The sequence below is a fragment of the Bifidobacterium pongonis genome, assembly GCF_019331805.1.
Lineage (GTDB): Bacteria > Actinomycetota > Actinomycetes > Actinomycetales > Bifidobacteriaceae > Bifidobacterium > Bifidobacterium pongonis.
Genome location: NZ_JAHBBE010000038.1, coordinates 1 through 20,329 on the forward strand (window position 1 = coordinate 1; position 20,329 = coordinate 20,329).

Below are 20,329 nucleotides of genomic sequence, written 5' to 3' on the forward strand. Positions count from 1 at the left end.
GTTCCGTCTCCTGGCTTCCAATCGCGGTTTTTTGTTTTGGCGAATGAAAATCGTACACAGGACGCGGGCCATGCCCTCCTGCGTCAGGGCCGGAATCCGAAAGTGCGCAAGATTTCGGACGTTATCTGCCAATGTGCAGCTATATGCCGCAAATGGTACGAATGCCCAAAAGTGGGTGAAGTAGCAGACGGATTAACCAATAAAATATGGCTGAGGACAAGGATCTTTTTGCTCTCAGCCATATTTGGAATCTGTGCTATTTCTAGCGCCGCATCATGGCGAATTGATTGGCGCCAATAATGAATGCTTTGCGGTCGTTCTTGGCCATGACATCGAGGATGATGCCGGTGATGAACAATAGCAGTCCGGCAATGACGAGCATGACCGCGCCGATAAGCGTGGGGAATCGTGCCACCATGCCAGTGTGCCAGAAGTCCATGGTCACGCTGCCGCACAGCACGATGCCGATGATGCCGAGGATGGTGCCAAGTCCGCCGAAGAACGGCAGTGGCTTGTATTCGCGGATCATGCGGAAGATGGTGCTCATCACCTTGATGCCGTCGCCCACGGTGTCAAGTTTGCTGACGGATCCGGCAGGACGGTCGCGGTACTGAATCGGCATCTCGAATAGGCGCAGGTTGTTGTTCAACGAGTGGATGGTCATCTCGGTTTCAACCTCAAAGCCGCGCGACAACACGGGGTAGGTTTTGACGAAGGTGAATGAGAAGGCCCGGTAGCCGGTCATAATGTCAGTGACATTGGCGTGGAACAGGCCATTGATGGAGCCACGCACGAGGCGATTGCCAAAGTTGTGGAACGGGCGCTTGTTCTCTTGGAAGTACGTGGAGCTCAGGCGATCACCGATCACCATGTCGTAGCCATCGAGGATCTTATCCACCATGGCGGGTGCGGCGTCGGCTGGGTAGGTGTCATCGCCGTCGGACATGATGTACACGTCGGCATCAATGTCTTCGAACATGGCGCGGATCACGTTGCCTTTGCCTTGGCGTGGTTCCTTGCGAACGATGGCGCCTTCGCTGGTGGCGATTTCCGCCGTGTGGTCGGTGGAGTTGTTGTCGTACACGTAGATGTCGGCATTGGGCAGCGCGGCTTTGAAATCGCGCACCACCTTGCCGATGGTGACTTCCTCGTTGTAGCAGGGAAGAAGCACGGCGACGGAAACGTTCGAATTATCAGGCATGAATCCCACTATATCCTTTGCACTGGCCGATATAGCATGATGGTATGAGACCGATTATTGATTCACATTGAGGGTGAACGGACTCAAAGGCAAGTTTGAGCCGTTGTATACGATGCTTAAACAGCTGGGATTGCTTTGCCATAGATATTGGATTTGAGATACGCGTTTCACCTCGTCGGAGTGGATACGGAGTATATTGCCAGTTATAGTTGCGGTGGCATTGTGCATGGCTCCGTCTCCATCGGCGACTTGGAATCCTGATAGCGGAGTATTGGTGGCATTTGCGATATTGTCGATTGTTGCGCTGGTCGTGTAATTCGGCCGCTTCGCTTGCAGTTTGACGGCTGTGCCTTCTTGGAAAGTGATAATGGCCGTTGACTTGTCGTTTGTATCAAGATGTGCTTCTTTGGGCAACGGTCCGGATGGCACTGCCTTGTGTTCATTCATGGCGATCCATTGGTTAGCCATGCGTTGGGCGACGATTTCCTTGCCGAGTGGATGGATCGCCTTCGGCGTGCCTTTATCCGTATCGATGGAGACGGTCATGCCAAGATTCTTGTGCGACGCAACGACGGGATTGCTGAGTATGCCCAATTGAGCATTGCGCACGATGGTGTCGTAGATGTAGCCGTAACCGTCGTATCTGGCTAGTTGCACATAAAGGAACGGCAATGTCGCATCGTTGAATAGATTTCGGTAATCGTTTACAAGTGTGGCGAAGGAAATATCATACCGTAATGCCAGATCCATGGAGGCGGAATCATCTTCGCCCTGATACCACAGAGCGCCGGCTACAGCAAGTCCTTGTAACGGTGCGATACAGCTTTTGTAAATGTCTCCACCTTTTATATGGCGGGATATCGCTGTCCCTCCCCAAGCGGCTTGAATGAAGCCGATAGGTATATTCGGATATTGTTTGCGAAGCTGTTGTGCAAAATATTGAGGAATATAGCCAAGATAATTGACGTCATCTCCTGTGGCGGAAAGCCAGGATTTCTCAAAATCTCTCAGCGGATAATCCTTTGTGTTGAGGACCTTGTTCGGTGAAAGAAAATGGACATATTTGTCATTGATGCTGCGTGGAATATCGTTGCGTGTGTAGTGCAATGAGGTGCTTGTCTTGAAAAGCGAATCGCTTTTGAAATAGTCGTTGTAGTTTATTTCCATATTCGACTGCCCAGAAGCGATGAATAAATTGCCGACGTATACATCATTCACGGTTTTCGCTACGGTGCCAGCTACCGTAAATTTCATGGTGTATTGGGTAAGCGCTCCTTTGATTTTAGGCAGCTGAACCGAGAACGTTCCGGCTTTGGAGATTCTTGATGAAGCGTTATATTGGTTTTTGCCTCCGCGTAAGGTGACTGAAACGGTTTTCCCTGACATGGATTTTGCTGTTGAACCGTTCAGGGTGGTGATTTTGTTCTGCTGCAAAACCATGCCGTCCATCACATAGCTTGGCAAAGTCAACTTGCTCCCGTTTTGATCTGTTTCCTTGTCTTCCGCAGCGTTTGCTGAAGCGCAACTGAATAACAGAATAAAGGCAAGTAGAATCGCGAAAGGGTTCCTGAGCACTCGGACAAATGAGCTGGTGCGGATCCGTTTTGCAACGCAGATATGACTGCTCCTGAATCTATTTGCCATGCTTGATCTTTCGATACGTCAATGGGAGTTCATTGCTTTTATAGCCTAGGGGCGAGAGCGGACGTCGGTTCGCAGTCCTCCGTCAAGAAGGGACGTCATTATTTGTTATGCTGAAGTGCGTATGTCAGAAAGAAGGGAACGTCAGTCGATGACAGCGGAACAGTTGGACACAGAACAGGGCTTTGCGAGTGAACGGAAAAACGGCAAAGCGAGAACGCATTTTGTGTTTGTTGATGTATTGAACATCATTTCCTGTTTCGCAGTGGTCTGCTTACACACATCTTTGGGTGTGTTTTCTCCTCAGAGAACCCGGTTATGGGCATTTCAGGAGCTGATGCAGGCGGTGTTCATTTTTGCGGTGCCGATTTTCTTCATGGTCAGCGGTATGAATTTACTGGATTATCGGAAGAAATATTCGACGAAAGTGTTTTTTAAAAAACGTTTCGTGCGGGTGGGGCGAGCGCTGATTCTGGGAAGCATCGCATGCTATCTGTTGTTTGGCCTGCTCCCCAATCTATTCTACGGAGCGCAGTCGATCGCCGACAGCTTTGGCTTTGTCGATTTCTGCAAGCGATTCCTTACCAACTCTATTATCGATATTTACTGGTTCCTGTATTCCATCATTTATTTGTATCTGCTGACTCCGCTGCTTTCGAAAATCGTCCATGACCGTCGTCTCATGGAATATGCCATCGCATTGACGTTGTTCTGTTCGATTCTCATTCCAGCGGTTAAGGCCATTGGAATCAATGAAAAATACTTCAGTCCATTGCTGAGCTGGCCGCTGTTCTCGTCCAGCGCCTTGTTGTATTTCTTGCTTGGCTATTATCTGGAGAATTATGGTTTGCCGATGCGATGGAAAGCTCCGGTCTGGGCAGTCCTATTCGTCGGGTCTGCGGCATTGATGTTCCTTGGAGGATTGTGCTGGAACGGCTTTTTCCAAGGAACGATGGGAACGGAGTACCATAACTATCTTGTCGGCACTTCTTCCCCACTATGTGTGACGTCGGCTGTTTCGCTATTTATGCTTTGCAAAACGCTGGAACCGTTTTTCCAGCGCGGTTCTGACAAGATGAAGCTCATGATCCGTAAAGTATCCAGCGTTTCGCTGGGCGTGTATATGTTCCATCTGCTGCTTGTGAATCTCACTCTGTGCGGGCCGATCGGAGGGTTTATCACATTGGGGCAGACCCATCCGTTCATTAAGGCCATTGTGGTCTATGCGCTTACCGGTATCGCGGTATACATCGGCAAGTGGATTATTGCAAAAATAAAGCAGATTGCGTCATCGAGATGACAGGTGACAAATATGCTACCTATCATCTTCGGATTGCAATTGGCCGAGTGTGAGGAACAAGAACAACGGGACGATATACAGCATAGGCAATACGTATCGCGTAGCTTCTGTATAAGTTGAAATTGGTCCTGCGAACAGCACGAGCATTGTGATAAGCATTGGTGCGTTGAGCGTTAGCAGATTCAGCTTCTTCTTTTGCCGTCCGAATGTCAGTATAAGGAACATGATTGCGGAGGGAAGTATTGTTGCCCAGAAAGCCTTCTGCCATATGACATTGAATACGGGCGTAGCTAATAGCGTATCCATGTAGAACGTCTCGACTGCATTACCTGCTTTAGTGTTATCAACCCAAGGGACGTAGCGTTCGATGCCTTGATAGTGATGGCCGGAATTACTGATTGGAAGTAACATACTAAGGTTTCGGTCATTTCCGACGGTGACATTGAATGAGAACCATGCTGCAGAGAGGCCTCCCCAGGCGGCAAGCATATCCCCAGGATGTTTGATTAGTTGTTCGGCCCATGTCCTGATTAATTTATGTTCGTCTTCGGACGATAGCTGTTGCCCTTTAATTGGGTCGGCTTTGTACCAGCAATACGCCTGTTGAAGTTGGTTGATATCCATATGATAAATTTGTTCGATATCAGTTATCTCAGATGCGCTTAAATCATCCTTGTGGTTATGTGCCACGTTGACGACTTGTTGCATGGGGACGGCGAGAATTTCGTTGCTTTCTCCCGGTGCAATGTGCAATGTTGGCAATACGAAAGTCGGAATGACGACGCCGACGATTAGATATGGAATACCTGCCAAAATCAGTGTACCCAGTTTACGCCGCCAGCTTTTAATGGCAGTGCAAACTAAAAATATCATTGCCAAAATTACGATGTACATACCTGTTTTTTTTGTCAGAGACACAGCCAGTACATCTATAACAAAGAAAATATCGAACGGTACAGATTTTAGAATCGTTCCCTGAGTTTTCCAGAGTTCGCAGAAAGCGATGGAAAAGAACACAAAAAATGGTGTGTTGAATGTGTCTTTGGCGAGTGTCATAGACAGCATGGGAATGATGGGGAAAACGGCAAGAAACAAGGCCATGAAAAGGCGGCATTTCCAAGGCACGTTGTATTTGGCTGTGTAGCAGGTTGCACAGGCTATGGATAGCGTGGACAGCAGAGCTTGTATGAGTATTAGCAGATACAATCCATATATAGCGTTGTTGAACAGTGCTTTACCAATATGAGCGAATCCGACAAACAGATACGTCATCATGAAGGGATGATGATCTGTGAAAGGTACAGAGGAATCAAAGTACTCCATCAGCTGCCATGAAGTATCGTACCAATAGACACCTGGAAAGTATGTTATGAAATATGGAATCCAGAGCGCAGTTATGGCGCACCACAATATGATTATGGATCGTGGCGACCAATCTAATGTGATCCTGCGCAATGGCGCAAACGGTTTGTCCAATGACGAACGATGACGGTTCGCATATGCGGTTATTTTTGCGATAGCAAAGAAAGCCAGTGCAAATAAAAGGATATAGAAAAGAATATTTGCATACAGAAGTATATTCCCTATATTGATTTTGCCTTCATGCCTACCAATAAAGGAGCACATGCCGAATAATGTTCCCAAGATGATGGGAATAAGGTAAGCGAAGTTGCGGCTGGTGTTTTTGAAGTTCTTTACTGACTGCGCCAACGTGATTACTTCCTTCCTCGGATCACACGCCCAATCGCCTTCACCGCATCACGGCGACGGGAGCCAATCGGCATGAGTGGATCGACGATTTTGCGAATCGGATTATCTTCTCCGACTGCGCGCTCATGTTGCGGGCGGAATACTCCTTCTGGGATTTCCGGTTCGTTCGCCTTCACCACACGCTTGAGCAAACGCTCGTAGAACGGGGTCTCACGCGCGTACCTCCAGTAGATAGAGGCGAAATCGCAATCCGGATCAGTCCAAGGCTTCTGGAAGCCGGCATAATGGATGATCTGCGGATTGCTACGCGACTTCATATATGCGTCGTAGATATCGTTCGGCGCCTGCGTGAAGAGGTTACCTACGCGGCCACCACAATCGTGAACCACATTCCATTCCCATGGCAGATATAGCACGTTCCCTTCGCAGTGCGCGTTGAGCACGTCCTGGTCGTTGTAGATGAAATTGGGATTCGAGGCGTAGGTAAGCCACTGCTCGATGGTGTAATGCTCACGCATCGCCTTGGTGTTGAGCACCAGCACGCCAGCTTGGAAGTAATCGTATGGATTCTTCATCTTCAGCACGGTTTGCGCGTAGCCCATGCGTTTGCCGTGCTTCACGTTGAGATTGGCGAGGAAGTCGATGTCTCGAATCGCGCCGAGCATCTTGCCCTGCAAATCGATGTTGTAAAGCTTCGCGATATCGCCGTTGATGATGATGTCGGAATCGAGATACAGCACCTTGTCGTAGAACGGCAGAACCTTCTGAATCAAGAAGCGGTAATACGTCTCCACACTGATATGGGCGTTATTGGTGGAAAGATCGTAGCCAGCAAGTTCGCGGTCCACGTTGGTGAACCTCAGATTCATATTCGGGAACTGCTTGAAGAAGCCACGCAGACGTTCCTGCTTGTCCCATGCGATGTTGCGCTGCAGCACCGTCACATCGTAGAAGTAATGCGGATCGGCGTTCTTCATGGCTGAATACACGGTGGTGGTCAATTGAGGAACATAATTGTCATCCGCTGCGAACACCACCGGAACGATTGGCTTGTCGGTAATGTCAAGCGGCTTGAGCTGCTCCGCTGGCTCCGGATTGGTGAAGTGTACGCATTGCAGTTCCTTGAACTTCCAGTTGGAGCCGATACGCTTGTGATGTAGCAGGTAGATGTTGAGCAGACGTTCGGAAAGATGTCCTGGTGTGCGGAGCGCTTCCTTGCTGTACGTGCTGTAATTGGTGTTCTTGTCGAATTCCTCAAGGATCGGGAACATCCATTCACAATAATCGAAGAAGATTTCCTTCTTCATGATGAACATATTGCAGAAGCACGCCTTGTTGCCATTGAAGAAATCCTGCGCATCCTCCTTATAATCAGGATACATGGCGCACAGAATCTGATAACAGCGCTTCAAATCGTCATCGTGCAGCAGGGGAGCGGCCTCCCACAATGCGCGCGGAGTGCCGTGCTTATCGATGATTTTTTCGAGATTGCCGAACGGTGTGGTGATGACATCATACTGCTTCACCACTTTGGCGATGTTCTCGTCATTCAGCCCGTATTTCTTTGCCGTAACGGCATCGATGTAGTTGTCCATGATTTCGCCATACGGATTCTCCTCATGCGGGGTTTCGGAGAAATTGAAGTACCTGCGGTAATGGCAGAAACCGTAGTAATCGGCTTTGATGTTCTTCCATGCCCAGTATTGCGTGGTCAGTTCGCAGTAGCGCGGATTGAGATTGGCGATGTTTTCGCCTTCGTCATCATGGAACGCCCAAGGGAAGCGATAGTTTTTCAGACCGACCTGTACCGGTTGCATGATTTTGCTGTCGAAGGTGTTAACGTTTTTGTGAGTAGTGACGAAGATACGGATGTTCTGTTTATCGTAGTTTTGGAACGCTTCGGTATTGCAGGTTTTCTCGATGAGATTGGCCATATGGGAAGTGGCGATTCGCTTCATCTCATGGAATCTTATGGTGTCTGCAGATACTTGATCGGTAGGCATACTGATGGCGTTGGCTATGCTGAACCAGCTGTTCAGATCAGCGTCATGCGGAAGGAGCTGGTTATCGGAAAGCAGCGCATAAGCATCATCGCGTACGAAACGGTACAATTCGCGCCCCGTGATGGCCGGGCCGAACACAGCTTCCATTTGCTTGGCGGCCTCAACCTTTTCCGCTTCCGGAACCCTGACCTTCCAATCATTGGCAAGGATTTCGGTCGCCTTGCGTTGGAAACCTTGTGCGCAAGCGTGAAGCATATCGGAATGCTGCTCATCGGCGAATTCGTAGGCTGCATCGAAATCCGCCTTGAAATGGCCGCAATAGCGGGCATACTTCGCAGCATCGATCGTATTTGTGCCGCTTATGCCGCGACCGTAGTAATACACATATCCGCGGCATTCCTTGAAGGAATGGTAGCTGTTGGCGAATGCCGAAACCACAAAGCACTCGTAGCCGTCCTGAGATCGGCCAAGACGATCGCGGGTCATGGCGTTGAATGCTTCCTTAAGTACGGAAGTCTTGTATAAACGCTGGGTTACGCGCCAATCGACCTTGTAGCCTCGCGTTTCATCGAAAATGTCGCGGACGATATCTTCTCCAGTGGAATCGGGCGTGGGAGTGTTGTTGAAGGTTTCGAAGGCTTGGCGTTCGTTTTCCAAAAGGTCATTGGCTGCGACAACGGTAAGACCGAAATGCAGTACGTCCACGGGATGCTTGTCGATCTCCGCGGCGAGCTGTTCGCACATATCAGGCTTGAGGGCATCATCGCCATCAAGGAAGAACGTGTATTCGCCGGAAGCGTTTTCTACGCCCGCCATGCGAGTGCGGTGTGTGCCCATATTCGGGTTGTTGGTGACTACTCGGATGCGTGCGTCCTGTGCAGCCGCCTGTGCTGCGACCTCTCCGACATTATCTGGGCTCGCATCGTTTACGACAATCGCTTCTATATCAGAGAAGGTCTGATTCCGTACTGAATCAAGACACTCCTGCAAATAATCGCCGACATTGTATGCGGGAATGACGATTGAAATCTTAGGCATTGACTCTTCCTTACTGGCTGCGGTCCTATTCGCTCGCTGGTAACAGTGTACTGTCTAACTTCGAAAAGCATACGTCAGGCTAATATGTGACAGGTACCGAACAAACGTGAGGAGAGGATTGTGCTGTCTACGGACTGGTTTCGGGTCGAGAAGAACAAGTTGCGTCGTGCGGGTACGCATGTTTTGCGCATGGTGAAGCCTCGGCACCCCCGGATTATCGTTTCCATGACCTCATATCCGGCACGTATCAATACGGTGCATATGGCTATCCGTTCGTTGCTTGCTCAAAAGGTGCTGCCCGACAAGATTGTGCTGTGGCTGTGTAAGTCGGACTTTCCGAATCGTGAAGATGATTTACCACAGAGTTTGCGCGATGTGCTGTGGCATGATGTCGAAGTACGTTGGGTCGATGATGATTTGAAGCCGCATAAGAAGTATTTCTGGGCTTTGCAGGAATTCCCTGACGATTACGTCATCACCACCGATGATGATTTGCTGTACCGCAACACGATGATCGGCGACTTACTGGCTGCGCATGAAGCTCATCCTCATGCGATCGCAGCCGTACGTACGCATTTGATTATGTTCAATGAGGATGGTTCACGTACTAATTATGAGGATTGGATTTACGAGGCGCCACATTATCATCCCGCTCTTGTAGGCGTGCCGTCCATGCGGATTTTCGCCACGAATGGTGCAGGTACGCTGTATCCGCCCCATGCGATGCCTTCAGAGACGTTTGATGCCGAGGGGATTAAAAAGACCTGCCTGACCGCGGATGATTTATGGCTGAAAGTAATGCAAGTGAAAGCTGGTATTCCTGTAGTGGCTGCAACATCTGATCAGCTGCTTGATTATGTACCTGGCACGCAGGGCGAGGAAGCGTTGTGCCACCAGAATACCGAAAGTGGCGTCAACAACATTGTGCTGAAAGCGATTCTGAAAGAACTGCAAGCCAAAGGCGTGTTGGACGACGGCTTCGACAAGCTTGTTGCCGATTCCAGCTTGGATGCTCTGGTTGCCTAAGTGCCGCAAGAAGTGTGGTGAGTGCTTTATTGGAGCGAATAGGGCTGAGCCATGAAGTGTTAGGAGACGGTGTATGAATTTGACGGAACGACAGAAAAAAATATTGACTACATTTGTATTGGCTGCGATATCAGTGATTTCTTCTATTCCGTTGCTTTCTCGCACCTTATTGTGGGGTGCAGATCTGGAATTTCATCTCTTCCGTATTGAAGGAATTGCCCAGGGGCTTCGGGATGGCCAATTCCCCGTATTTATGCAGACAGTGCAGGTGGGGGGATATGGTTATCCAGTTTCTGTGATGTATGGCGACATGCTCCTGTATATTTCAGCTCTTCTCCATCTTATGGGACTCTCAACAGCAATGGCCTACAGGCTTTTCGCCATATTCCTAAACATAGTCGCTGTATGGAGCACTTATCTGATTTTTGGACGCATTTTTCAATCCCGGCAAGTGGGCATGTTATCTGCTGCTCTATGGACGTTATGCACATATCGTCTTGATGATGTGTATTCACGTGGCGCGGTGGGCGAATGGGTCGCAATGCTCTTTTTCCCGATTCTGCTGCTCGGTGTTGTCTCTGTTGTCTTTCCCGAGAGACGCGGCAGTATTAAGCATGGAGGATTGGTATGTGCATTTTCTGCAACTGGGATAGTGACTTCACATGTCATAAGCACGGAGCTCACAGTAATAGCAATATTACCCATTTTGATATGGGCTATGTGGTATTGCTGGCATTCCATTTATTTCTGGAAACAACTCGGTATTGCCTGTGGAATGACAGTTGTACTTAGCTCCTTTTTCTTGATTCCCATGCTGGATTACTCGATTCATGGCAATTTCCAGGTGTACAGCCAAAATTTGCAGACGCAGATGGAACTTGCCGCTCGGAAGGCTATTGAGCCGGGACAATTGCTGACTTTATTTTTGCCGCTTAACCAGATGACAGAGGGCCATGCATTTCAAGGCGACATCCCTTACTCAATTGGCTGGGCTTTGATTGCGTGCGCATTATTGCTTCCGATTATCGCGCTCTTAACAAAGTCAGAGGAGAACTCGGAGCGGAAATGCAGTATTGCGGTGCCTTTATGTGTGAGTATTATCCTTGGCTTGTTCATGACAACCACGTTATTCCCCTGGGATTCTAGGAAATTTGCAGATGTATGTAAATTTTTGTATTCTATCCAATTCCCGACTCGCATGCTGGGGCCTGCATGCTTCCTGATTGTAGTGCTTGGAGCTATGGGACTATACGCACTTCGAAGGAATGAACAGTTTGGCCGTTTATCCAGTCTTGTCTTCTCTTCGCTACTTATACTGGGGTGCTTGGAAGGTGGCGTAACGACTTCCACCTTCATGTATAACGCCAAAGAGGAGCAGTCGGTTGATACGTCGCTTGCAACGAGTTCCGGTGTTGCGGGTGGAGAGTACTTGATTAAAGGCACGGATTTGGGCAGTCTTTTCTCTGAGGGCTTTAAGGCTGGAAAGCCCAAAGCTACTGAAGGTGTGTATGTCTCAAGATATGAAAAGAGGGGCACCTCGATGAGTATGTACATTGAATCCTCCCAAAAGGGAACGATTACTTTACCTGCGTTCGCATACGACAATTATCGAATTTCCGATTCGGAAAGCAATAAGGTATTAAATTTGGGTTCAACACATGGGATTGAGAATCTGCTTACTATACGAGTTCCGAAAGGGTTCTCTGGTGAAGTGCAAGTCCGATACCGGGTTCCATTTGTATGGCGAGTAGCTGAAATTATTTCTTTGCTTGGGTGGATCGGCTGCGGAGTATTGTATGCGCATGAAGCAAGATTTCGCCGTAGGAAGTCAATTTAAAATTAATTTGTATAAAAGGTAATGTCGATGGAAGAAAATGTGCAGAATCGTACTTTAAGCATAGTTGTGCCCTGTTTTAATGAAGAGGGTTCTTTGCCATTGTTCTATCGGGAAGCTCAAAAAGCTGCTTCTGAGCTTAAGACGCTGCTTGGCTACCGTGCGGAATATATATTTGTTGATGACGGCTCAAGTGATTCCACCCCTGCGATTCTACGAGAAATGCACGAGACGGATGACAATGTGCACTATGTTTCCTTCTCTCGGAATTTCGGTAAGGAATCAGCCTTGTATGCAGGGCTGAAGGCTTCTCGCGGAGAATACGTTGCCACACTTGATGCGGACTTACAGGATCCGCCATCCCTTCTTCCTCAGATGGTGCAGTTTCTGGAAGAGCATGAGGATTATGATTGCGTCGCTACTCGACGGGAAACTAGGCGTGGGGAGCCCCCTGTGCGCAGCTTCTTCGCGCGATTGTTCTATCGTATTATCAATAAATTGTCTAAAACAGAGATAGTTGATGGCGCTCGTGATTACCGCTGCATGTCAAGGAAATTTGTGGATGCAGTTCTTTCATTGAGAGAAGTCAACCGTTTTTCCAAAGGTATTTTTTCTTGGGTTGGTTTTAGAACCCATTGGATCTCCTATGAGAATGTTGAAAGGGTGGCAGGAAAAACCAAATGGAACTTTTTCTCTCTTTTCCGATATTCGTTTGAAGGCATTGTGGGCTTTTCCACAGTCCCTCTTGTTTTTGCCTCATTCGTTGGAATGTTGTTTTGCCTTTTGGCTTTTGTAGGAATTGTTTTTGTTGTTATTCGTGCGTTGATGTTTGGCGATCCTGTTGCAGGCTGGCCTAGTATGATATGCGTGATTCTGCTCATGGGCGGATTGCAATTATTCTCTCTAGGTATTCTTGGCGAGTATTTAGCCAAAATGTACATGGAAACAAAAGAGCGCCCAATGTATGTGGTTTCTGAAGCAGAATAAGATGACTGCCTTTTACACTGGACAGCAATGTAGCCGTGTTTCGCGGCTTTTCTCGGCGAAGCACCTTACTTTGATAGTAATAAGATTGAACGGCCATAATTCATGGCTTCAGGTGCTTCGACTGCGGATATTTCTAGGTGATCAATTACGAGTCAGGACTACTATAGAGCCGTTGTATGCAATCGATCTATTAGATTCTTATGTTGGTTGGGCAGGTAAACGACTGCGAATTATCTGCCCAACCATATCTATTCAGACATAGTGCCAACGAGGCTTGTTATCACCGTCGGCTACTTTGCAAACGATTAGCTTGCCATTCCTAGCGTCATGGTCTGTTTTATTCAGATCAGATTTTTTACAGAATTCACCTGCTTTATGAGTACCATAAACCGGATCATTCGGTTTGGGCTGCGGCGTAGGCGTTGGCCGAGGGACATATTCTCTGTCGCTCAATCCAAAGCTGCTGGAAATTGCATTGAACGTTGCCGGTCCGATGGCATTCTGTCCGCCGAGCACATACACGGATTCAACATCCGGCAATATGGATGATGCACCGACTGTCGGAGAAGACTCGTTCTGTGCGAGCAGCAGTACTGTCTTATTGATGCCGGCAAGTGCGCTTCCTGAAAGAGCGTCCGGGAAATTGGCTCCAGTGGCATATACAACGCTGGAAGGATTGATAGAGAGGTTATTCAACGTGAACTTGCTGATTTCCAGGCTGGTTTCATAACGGGTTGCGCCCTGGATTCTCGATGTTGCAACACCTATAGATCGGAGCTGCTGCTCAACGGAGGAAGGAACCGCGTTTTGTCCACCGACGATAATTGCAGATTGGAAATCCTTGAGCGCAGTAAGAGATTCCTCGTCAAGTCCTGACTGAGAGCTCAGGAAGAACGGCGCGGATTGCATGTATGAATACGGGGATACGGAAAGTGCGTCGGCAAAGTTGGCTCCAGTGGAAATAATGGCGGTCTTGGATTCTACTCCGAGCTTGGTGAGTTCGTTATAGATTTGATATGCGGTATCGAAGCGAGTGCTCCCTGCGAGTCGTGTAATAGTTGCTGACGGACGAGATGTTCGGATTTCATTTTCAGTGTTGCTTGAAACCGCATTTTTGCCACCAATGATGTAAATCGTATTGGCGTCAAGTCGATTAAGTTCATTGATTGTTGCATTGGAAAGCGTTTTGGGGTCAGTGAGTAGAATCGGTGCATTGAGATGCCCCGCGAGGGAAGAGGCGGCAAGCGCATCAGGGAAACTGCTTCCTGATGCTACGACTGCGACTCTGGATGTAGTAGAGGGGAATGCTGTCTGTGACACCATTTCCATGGTCTCATACCTGGTGTTGCCGGATATTCTAGTAATTGATGTGGCTGATGCATTAGCTATTAATCCCGCTCCTGCAAAAGCGGCAGAGGTCAAGAAAACACTAGATAGCACAGCAGTGATTCTTTTGAAGCAAGTGACAGTTTTCCTGCTCATGGTTCTTCCCCCTTTCCTCATTGATTGGTAGTTGTCTAAAAGTATAGAAGAGTAATTCCTCTAGCGCGACTATCTTCCATTATGAGTGAGAGGACGGCTTTAGATGGTACGACGTGCAAAACGTGTGGCTGGCTTTTTGGGAATGCTGATAGTTATCGCTTTCCTCATTCAAGGTGCTGCTACGGCAAGCGCGGACGAAGGAGAGAACGTGCAATCTGCGTTGCAGTCGTTGGCTGTAACAGCGCAGACGGATGATTACCGCTCGTCGGAGCGCACGGATTTATTCGGCACATGGCTTCACAGCAATACTCTTGGCGGTAATGCGACTACCCGAGACGATATTTTGAGTCGTGACATGAAGAATGTCACATATACCAATGATCGTCATGTCGCAACAGGCATTCTAAATGATCCCTATACCGGCGAGACAATCGCGTTTCAGCGTGGACAGGGCACTTCAAATGCGGTGCAGATCGACCATGTCGTTGCTGTCGGGGAAGCATATGAAAGTGGTGCCGATCATTGGACCAAGGATCAACGTGTCGCCTATGCGAATGATCCATATGTGTTGCTTGCGGTAAAGGGATCTGCAAATGCTTCCAAGTCGGACAAGGATGCTGCGCATTGGCTTCCAGGACATGGTTATGATTGCGCCTATATCAGCAGGCAAATAGGAATAAAGCAGCATTACCATTTAGCAGTGGACTCTTCGGAGAGAAACGCTATGGAAACGTCTCTTGCACAGTGTCCGTCTGGACAGACAGTTCCACTTTATGATGGCAACAATGCGACGCCGAATACTCCGGAGCTTCCGTCTGACCCATCGAAACCTGATACGCCAGCTACGCCTAGCAAACCTGCATCTGGCAAATTGACTCGGTTATCCGGCATAACGCGGTATGACACCATGTCACAGATTGTGGATACTGCTTTTCCGGAGTCCGCGTCAACGGTAGTTGTTGCTTCTGGAGAGAACTATCCGGATGCGTTGGCAGCGTCGGGATTCGCCGGAGTGTTGGACGCTCCGATTCTCATGACGGACCCTCTGTACCTCAGCAATCAAACAAAGGCTCAGATTAATCGTTTGAAGCCGGAAAAGATCATCATTGTCGGTGGACAGAATGCGGTATCCGGGAAAGTGGAACAGTCGTTAGCCCAATATGCCGCAGTGCAGAGAATCGGAGGAGCTACTCGAAGTGATACTGCTTTGAAACTGTACGACAGTGATGTCCGAATCGAAAAGAATTGGGGAAAAACGGCAATCGTCGTTACCGGTGGAAATGGCTCGTCTGGTTTTGCTGATGCTTTGTCCGTCTCGTCGTATGCCTATGCCTTCAAAAGCCCCATCTTCCTTTCGGATATTAACTCTGGTCTGTCTTCCGAACAATTGGAGGCATTATCCAGTGGAAAGTTCGACAGAATCCTCATTGTGGGCGGTCAACACGCTGTTCCGGATTCGGTAGTGACGCAGATTAGAAATTCCTCTGGTTCTGCGGTATCTCGTATTGCAGGGGCAACGCGTTATGAAACGAGCGTTACATTTGCCCAGTGGGCTTCTGAAGAAGGAAACCTTCATATGGACAATGTGGTGTTTGCGACGGGCGCGAATTTCCCGGATGCGCTTGCGGCTGGTCCTTTTGCTGGGCGTAACAAAGCAGTTCTGCTGCTCGCTGATCCGGATGGGAGCACTGCCACTTTCGTCAAGCGGTATGTGAATCAGCATAGTGATATTAACAATGCCTATATCGTCGGCGGAGAGAATGCCGTTTCCCGGAATACCGCGAACGGTCTTGCTGACGCTTTGGATATGTTGCGGCCATAAAACAGGCAAGGTAATCATTAAGAAGGGGTGACCATGGTTGTGCATGGTCACCCCTTAATGATTTATGTCGTCATTGTGCGTGTTTGAGTCCGAGGCTGTCGGCTATGGCGTCTGCGGTGGCTTGGCTGACGGCGTTGACGCCGCCGACCACGTACGCGTTGTCGACCTTGCCCCTGTACTCCGCGGAGAACGGGACCGCGGGGCTGTGGGCGTCCTCGACCAGGAGGGTCGCCGCCTTGGCCTTGCCGGCGAGAGGGCCGGCCGCCAGGGCGTCGGGGAAGTTCGCGCCGGTCGCGTACACGACGCCGTTCATACCCAGGCCGTGCCCCGTCGTCCACCTGGCGATCCGCTCGCTCGTCTCGTAACGGGTCGCGCCAGACAAGCGCGTTACGCTCGGCAGTCCAGACGTATAGCGCGAGGGGACGGCGTTGATGCCGCCGACCACGAGCACGTTTGTGAACGTCTTCAGAGCATTCCTTTGCTCCTGAGTCAGACCGGTGTTCGGGTCGCACAGGAACACTGGTGCTTTCACCGCATATGAATACGAGCTGACCGACAGTGCGTCGGCGTAGTTGGAGCCTGTCGCCACAATCGCGGTTGAGCCCCACTTGCCTTCACCCTGCAGGTACAGCTGATAAGACGTGTCGTAGCGGTTGGATCCTTGTACACGGCGAACACTGTTTGCGTACGGTCTTAAAGATGAGAAGACGTTCGGCGATACAGCTCCTGTGCCGCCGACCACGATGATCTCAGAAGGTTTCAGACGCCTCAGCTGGGATGCTGCCTGACCGGAGAGATAAGTGGGATCAGTCAGTACAATGGGTGCGTTCTTGATACCGGCCAGTGCGGATGCCGCGAGCGCGTCCGGATAGTTGGCGCCTGATGCCACAATCACCGTGGATGTGGAGCCGGTGAATGCAGTTCCGACCAGTGAGCCCATGGTATCGTAACGGGTTGTGCCAGCCAAACGTTTCAGTTGTGGATTATCTACGGTCACCGTGGCATACACCTGGATATTGGAGCCGTTGAGTTTGCCGTTAACCTTGAACGTTCCGGGGTTCCGGTATTGGCTGAGTGCTACGGAATCCCAGGCCACTTTCTCCGTCGTCTGCGTTCCATCGGTCCACGTCACTTTAACAGTGGCTGGGAGCACTGGAGCGGTGCCGGTTTTGGTGGCTACGTTGACCGGATCGAAGCTTCTCATACCCAGTACTCGTACTGTCACGCGAACGGTTCCGGAATAGCCTTTTACAGTACCATTAACAGTGAAGCTACCGGCTTTGGCATACTGATCGGCTTGGATCCTGTCCCAGTTGACGGTCTCATCCGTTTCCTTGCCGTTGTCCCATGTAACATGCACGGTTTGCGGCAGGTTCGGAGCTTTGCCGGCATAGGTTGTGACGGTTGCGGGGGTCTGAACGGATCTGACTGGAATAACAACCTTCACCGTCGCGCTGGCGGTCACATTGTCGAGGGATGCGTTGACCTTTGTAGAGCCTTCGCCTTTGCCTTGCACGTCGGCGAACTCTCCGCTGGCTCTCGACACCGCGGCGATGGACGGCGTATCGGAAGTCCACGAGACCTTGCTCATGTCCATCTTGGCGTAATCCTTGTGCAGAGGGGACACCACTGCGGTAAGCCTCTTGGACTTGTTGCGGTCAAGCTGGAATTCTGTGCCGGTCACATCCTTCACGATGTCCTGATTTTGCGCATCGCGTTCGGTTGCGGTCAGTTTGAGCTGGGGCTTGACCACGGCAATGGTGGTCGTGACTTCCTTGCCACCGGCTCGAGCGGTAATCGTTGCCTTGGAGCTCGTTTGGTTCAGGGAACTCAGGCCATAGATCATGGCAGTGTCTCCGCTTGTGCTCAGTTTGATGACGCTACCGTGCGCATCTTCAGCCCAGGTGGTGCGTGTCGCGCTACTGGGGAAGCTCGCATAATCGTGTGCCGGAGTGATCTTGGTGTACAGCTTGAAGTTTTCTCCTGGAGTCACTTCTACTGTCTTGCCGGTAACGGGAACCTGCATATCATCACTGCGGTCAGCCGTGTCTTGATGGGTGTCGCGCACGATGGCAAGCGTGGCGTCGACCACCTTGACGGTGGTTGTGACGGTGCGACCGGCAAGATTGCCGGTCACGGTCACAGTGCCCGGGGTCTTGGCTGTGATGGTGGTCTTGGGCGTTGCTCCGGTAGTGCTCACCGACGAGGTAGCGTTCACGGTTGCCACGCTGGTGTTGGAGGAAGTCCACGAGACGGAATTCAACGACGTGTAGTCATGTCGTGGTGCGTAGCCGAGAGTCAGCTCAGCGGATTCGCCGGCCGTGAGCACAACAGTACCGTTTGTGGCATCCAGCGGTTTGGCCAGTTTGCCTTGGTAGCTCAATGTCAGTTTGGGCTCGCTCACCGATGTGGTGAAGGGGAATAGTACGCCACCGATGGATACGGTGATGGAGCTAGTGCCTTCATTGATGGCGGTGAGCTTACGGGAACTGTCGGAATCGATGGTCGCCACCGATCTGTTGTTGGAATCCCAATGCGCGGAATGCTGCGTGGCATATGCCGTGTGCAGCGGGGCGATCGCATAGCTGAACTGTATGATTTCACCCACACCCAAGTTAAGAGTGCTGCCACTGCGTACCTCGATGGGGCTGGTGCTTGAACCGTATTGCACGGAGACGTTCGGCGTGGAGGCGTTCACTACTGTGGCGGCGGAGACATTGCCCAGCTCGTCGGTCTGCTGTGTGAAGGTTGTCTTCCCGCTAGTCGGGTTGGTGGTTGCGACATTGTGCCGGAACACGAACAGCGCGCCGATGGAAATCGTGGACTGCCCTTTAATCAGAGCACGTACCGTCACCTCATTGGTCATGGGGTTTTCCTGACCATTGAAATCAAATGCAGAGCCGGAGGATCGCCAACCGTCTGCACGGATGGTATAGGTCTTGTTGTTGCTGTCCTTCTCCTGGTAGGAGCTTGGGTTGTTCCACATTGATGTGGAGAACTCGTAGCTGTACTTCTTGTTCTGTGCCGTTGTACCATCGCCATCGAATGTGGGGTAGTACTTCAGCTTCATATCCTCACCGGCGGTGAGCTGAGTGGTGTCGGAAGCGGTGACTTCCTGGGAGTCCAGAGTGCGCACAAGCTTGAACTTGGTCTTGTGCACTCTGAATTGCGCGGTTGCGGTCTCGATCGGCCCACCGCTTTTGCCTCCCTTTGCGGTAAGTGTGGCTTCACCCTCACGCAGAGCGGTCAAGCCGCCGTTATCGTCGGTAAGGCCGATTGCAGCATGGAATTCATCGGTATCACGCTGGACCGTTTTCCATTGACCTGAAGCATCATCGTATTCGGTCATGGTAATTGGCTGGCCGTTGATATACCACTGAACGGTATTGAATTTGACCGGCTGGCCGCTGCCTTGATAGTTCCACACGCTGAGTTGCACTTTTTGCCCGACGGCAAGATCGACAACCTGGCCTTTCTGAGAGATATTCCAGTTGCCGACCGACTTGGAATCGTCGATTTCGATGCGCATGCCGCCGTCCTGATCGGCCACGGCGAATGGCGCGGCGACGAATGTGGCCGCAATCATGGCCACAGTGCATATCACGGCCATAGCAGCCGAGAAAACGCGTGGCTGGCGCAAACCAATGCGCCTATGCTGAGGAAACTTCATATTCCTCTCCCTCCTTATACAAACAACCAGACGTTTCAACACAAACCGCGATTCCGATGGAGTTCTTCCCAGTCGCCAGTATCTTAAGCAGTTTGCAAACGTCTTCATCCGACATCTCAGTCGAATGTAAAAGCCATTTTAACGGCCTTGACTGACCTTTACCAATACGCCAGCCCAAAATGGAATTCCCATGCGATGGTTGTTTTGCAAACCGTTGCATTGAATATGCCAATGATAGTCGGAGGATTTGTAAGATGCCGATTCATGAATAGGGGCTGTTGACATCTCTTTGAAGAGAGCCATACAGCCCCTATTTGTCTGCTGTGCGCAGAGACTATGGTCTTTGCATATTCAACATATCGGCAATCTGCGCGATAACGTTATCGCTGAGAGCAGTGGTGCCACCTGCAACATAGGCATGCTGAACAGTGTCTCTGTACTGTTTAAGGAAATTCACCGTTGTAGATGGGTCTGCAGGGTTGACGAGAAGATAACGTCCGAAATCTTGCGCACTTTCGGATTCCGGCCCTGACGCAGGAGGGCATGGCCCGCGTCCTGTGTACGATTTTCATTCGCCAAAACAAAAAACCGCGATTGGAAGCCAGGAGACGGAAC

General features: G+C 50.1%; 11 protein-coding genes. 5 read left to right on the forward strand and 6 right to left on the reverse strand.

Going from position 1 to position 20,329, the window contains the following annotated elements:
- Positions 1 to 262 precede the first annotated feature (262 nt).
- Together KIH75_RS08760 and KIH75_RS08765 are read right to left on the reverse strand one after the other, a co-directional pair.
- The gene (locus KIH75_RS08760) at positions 263 to 1,201 is read right to left on the reverse strand and encodes a glycosyltransferase family 2 protein (protein ID WP_219056335.1); all 939 of its coding nucleotides are present in this window, start codon (positions 1,199 to 1,201) and stop codon (positions 263 to 265) included.
- A 54-nt stretch (positions 1,202 to 1,255) separates the two neighbouring features.
- On the reverse strand, positions 1,256 to 2,845 hold the full coding sequence (locus KIH75_RS08765; RefSeq protein WP_219056336.1) for a sialate O-acetylesterase: 1,590 nt from the start codon (positions 2,843 to 2,845) through the stop codon (positions 1,256 to 1,258).
- Between the two features lie 148 nt (positions 2,846 to 2,993).
- Between KIH75_RS08765 and KIH75_RS08770 the strand changes: the two genes are divergently transcribed.
- Positions 2,994 to 4,142 carry an acyltransferase gene (locus tag KIH75_RS08770; protein WP_219056337.1) on the forward strand — a complete coding sequence of 383 codons (1,149 nt, stop codon included), beginning with the start codon at positions 2,994 to 2,996 and terminating at the stop codon, positions 4,140 to 4,142.
- Positions 4,143 to 4,157: 15 nt separating this feature from the next.
- On the opposite strand, the gene KIH75_RS08775 is transcribed toward KIH75_RS08770, so the two are convergent.
- Both KIH75_RS08775 and KIH75_RS08780 read right to left on the reverse strand, forming a co-directional pair.
- Positions 4,158 to 5,852 (reverse strand): DUF6020 family protein, encoded by a 1,695-nt coding sequence (locus KIH75_RS08775; RefSeq protein ID WP_219056338.1) that lies wholly within the window; start codon positions 5,850 to 5,852, stop codon positions 4,158 to 4,160.
- Positions 5,853 to 5,857: 5 nt separating this feature from the next.
- Positions 5,858 to 8,893 carry a DUF4422 domain-containing protein gene (locus KIH75_RS08780; protein ID WP_219056339.1) on the reverse strand — a complete coding sequence of 1,012 codons (3,036 nt, stop codon included), beginning with the start codon at positions 8,891 to 8,893 and terminating at the stop codon, positions 5,858 to 5,860.
- 120 nt (positions 8,894 to 9,013) lie between these two features.
- On the opposite strand from KIH75_RS08780, the gene KIH75_RS08785 reads away from it, so the two are divergent.
- The 3 genes from KIH75_RS08785 to KIH75_RS08795 all read left to right on the forward strand — a co-directional run bounded on the left by KIH75_RS08785 (position 9,014) and on the right by KIH75_RS08795 (position 12,740).
- The gene (locus KIH75_RS08785) at positions 9,014 to 9,919 is read left to right on the forward strand and encodes a glycosyltransferase family 2 protein (RefSeq protein ID WP_338024327.1); all 906 of its coding nucleotides are present in this window, start codon (positions 9,014 to 9,016) and stop codon (positions 9,917 to 9,919) included.
- Between the two features lie 73 nt (positions 9,920 to 9,992).
- Positions 9,993 to 11,756: a hypothetical protein gene (locus KIH75_RS08790; protein WP_219056340.1), complete on the forward strand. Its 1,764-nt coding sequence runs from the start codon at positions 9,993 to 9,995 to the stop codon at positions 11,754 to 11,756.
- Between the two features lie 27 nt (positions 11,757 to 11,783).
- Positions 11,784 to 12,740 (forward strand): glycosyltransferase family 2 protein, encoded by a 957-nt coding sequence (locus KIH75_RS08795; RefSeq protein WP_219056341.1) that lies wholly within the window; start codon positions 11,784 to 11,786, stop codon positions 12,738 to 12,740.
- A gap of 252 nt (positions 12,741 to 12,992) precedes the next feature.
- Here the strand turns inward: KIH75_RS08795 and KIH75_RS08800 are convergent, their stop codons facing one another.
- The gene (locus tag KIH75_RS08800) at positions 12,993 to 14,222 is read right to left on the reverse strand and encodes a cell wall-binding repeat-containing protein (RefSeq protein ID WP_219056342.1); all 1,230 of its coding nucleotides are present in this window, start codon (positions 14,220 to 14,222) and stop codon (positions 12,993 to 12,995) included.
- Positions 14,223 to 14,325: 103 nt separating this feature from the next.
- On the opposite strand from KIH75_RS08800, the gene KIH75_RS08805 reads away from it, so the two are divergent.
- Positions 14,326 to 16,044, forward strand: coding sequence for a cell wall-binding repeat-containing protein (locus tag KIH75_RS08805; RefSeq protein ID WP_219056343.1), 1,719 nt, complete (start codon positions 14,326 to 14,328; stop codon positions 16,042 to 16,044).
- 70 nt (positions 16,045 to 16,114) lie between these two features.
- Here the strand turns inward: KIH75_RS08805 and KIH75_RS08810 are convergent, their stop codons facing one another.
- Positions 16,115 to 19,714 (reverse strand): cell wall-binding repeat-containing protein, encoded by a 3,600-nt coding sequence (locus tag KIH75_RS08810; protein WP_219056344.1) that lies wholly within the window; start codon positions 19,712 to 19,714, stop codon positions 16,115 to 16,117.
- Between the last annotated feature and the right edge of the window lie 615 nt (positions 19,715 to 20,329).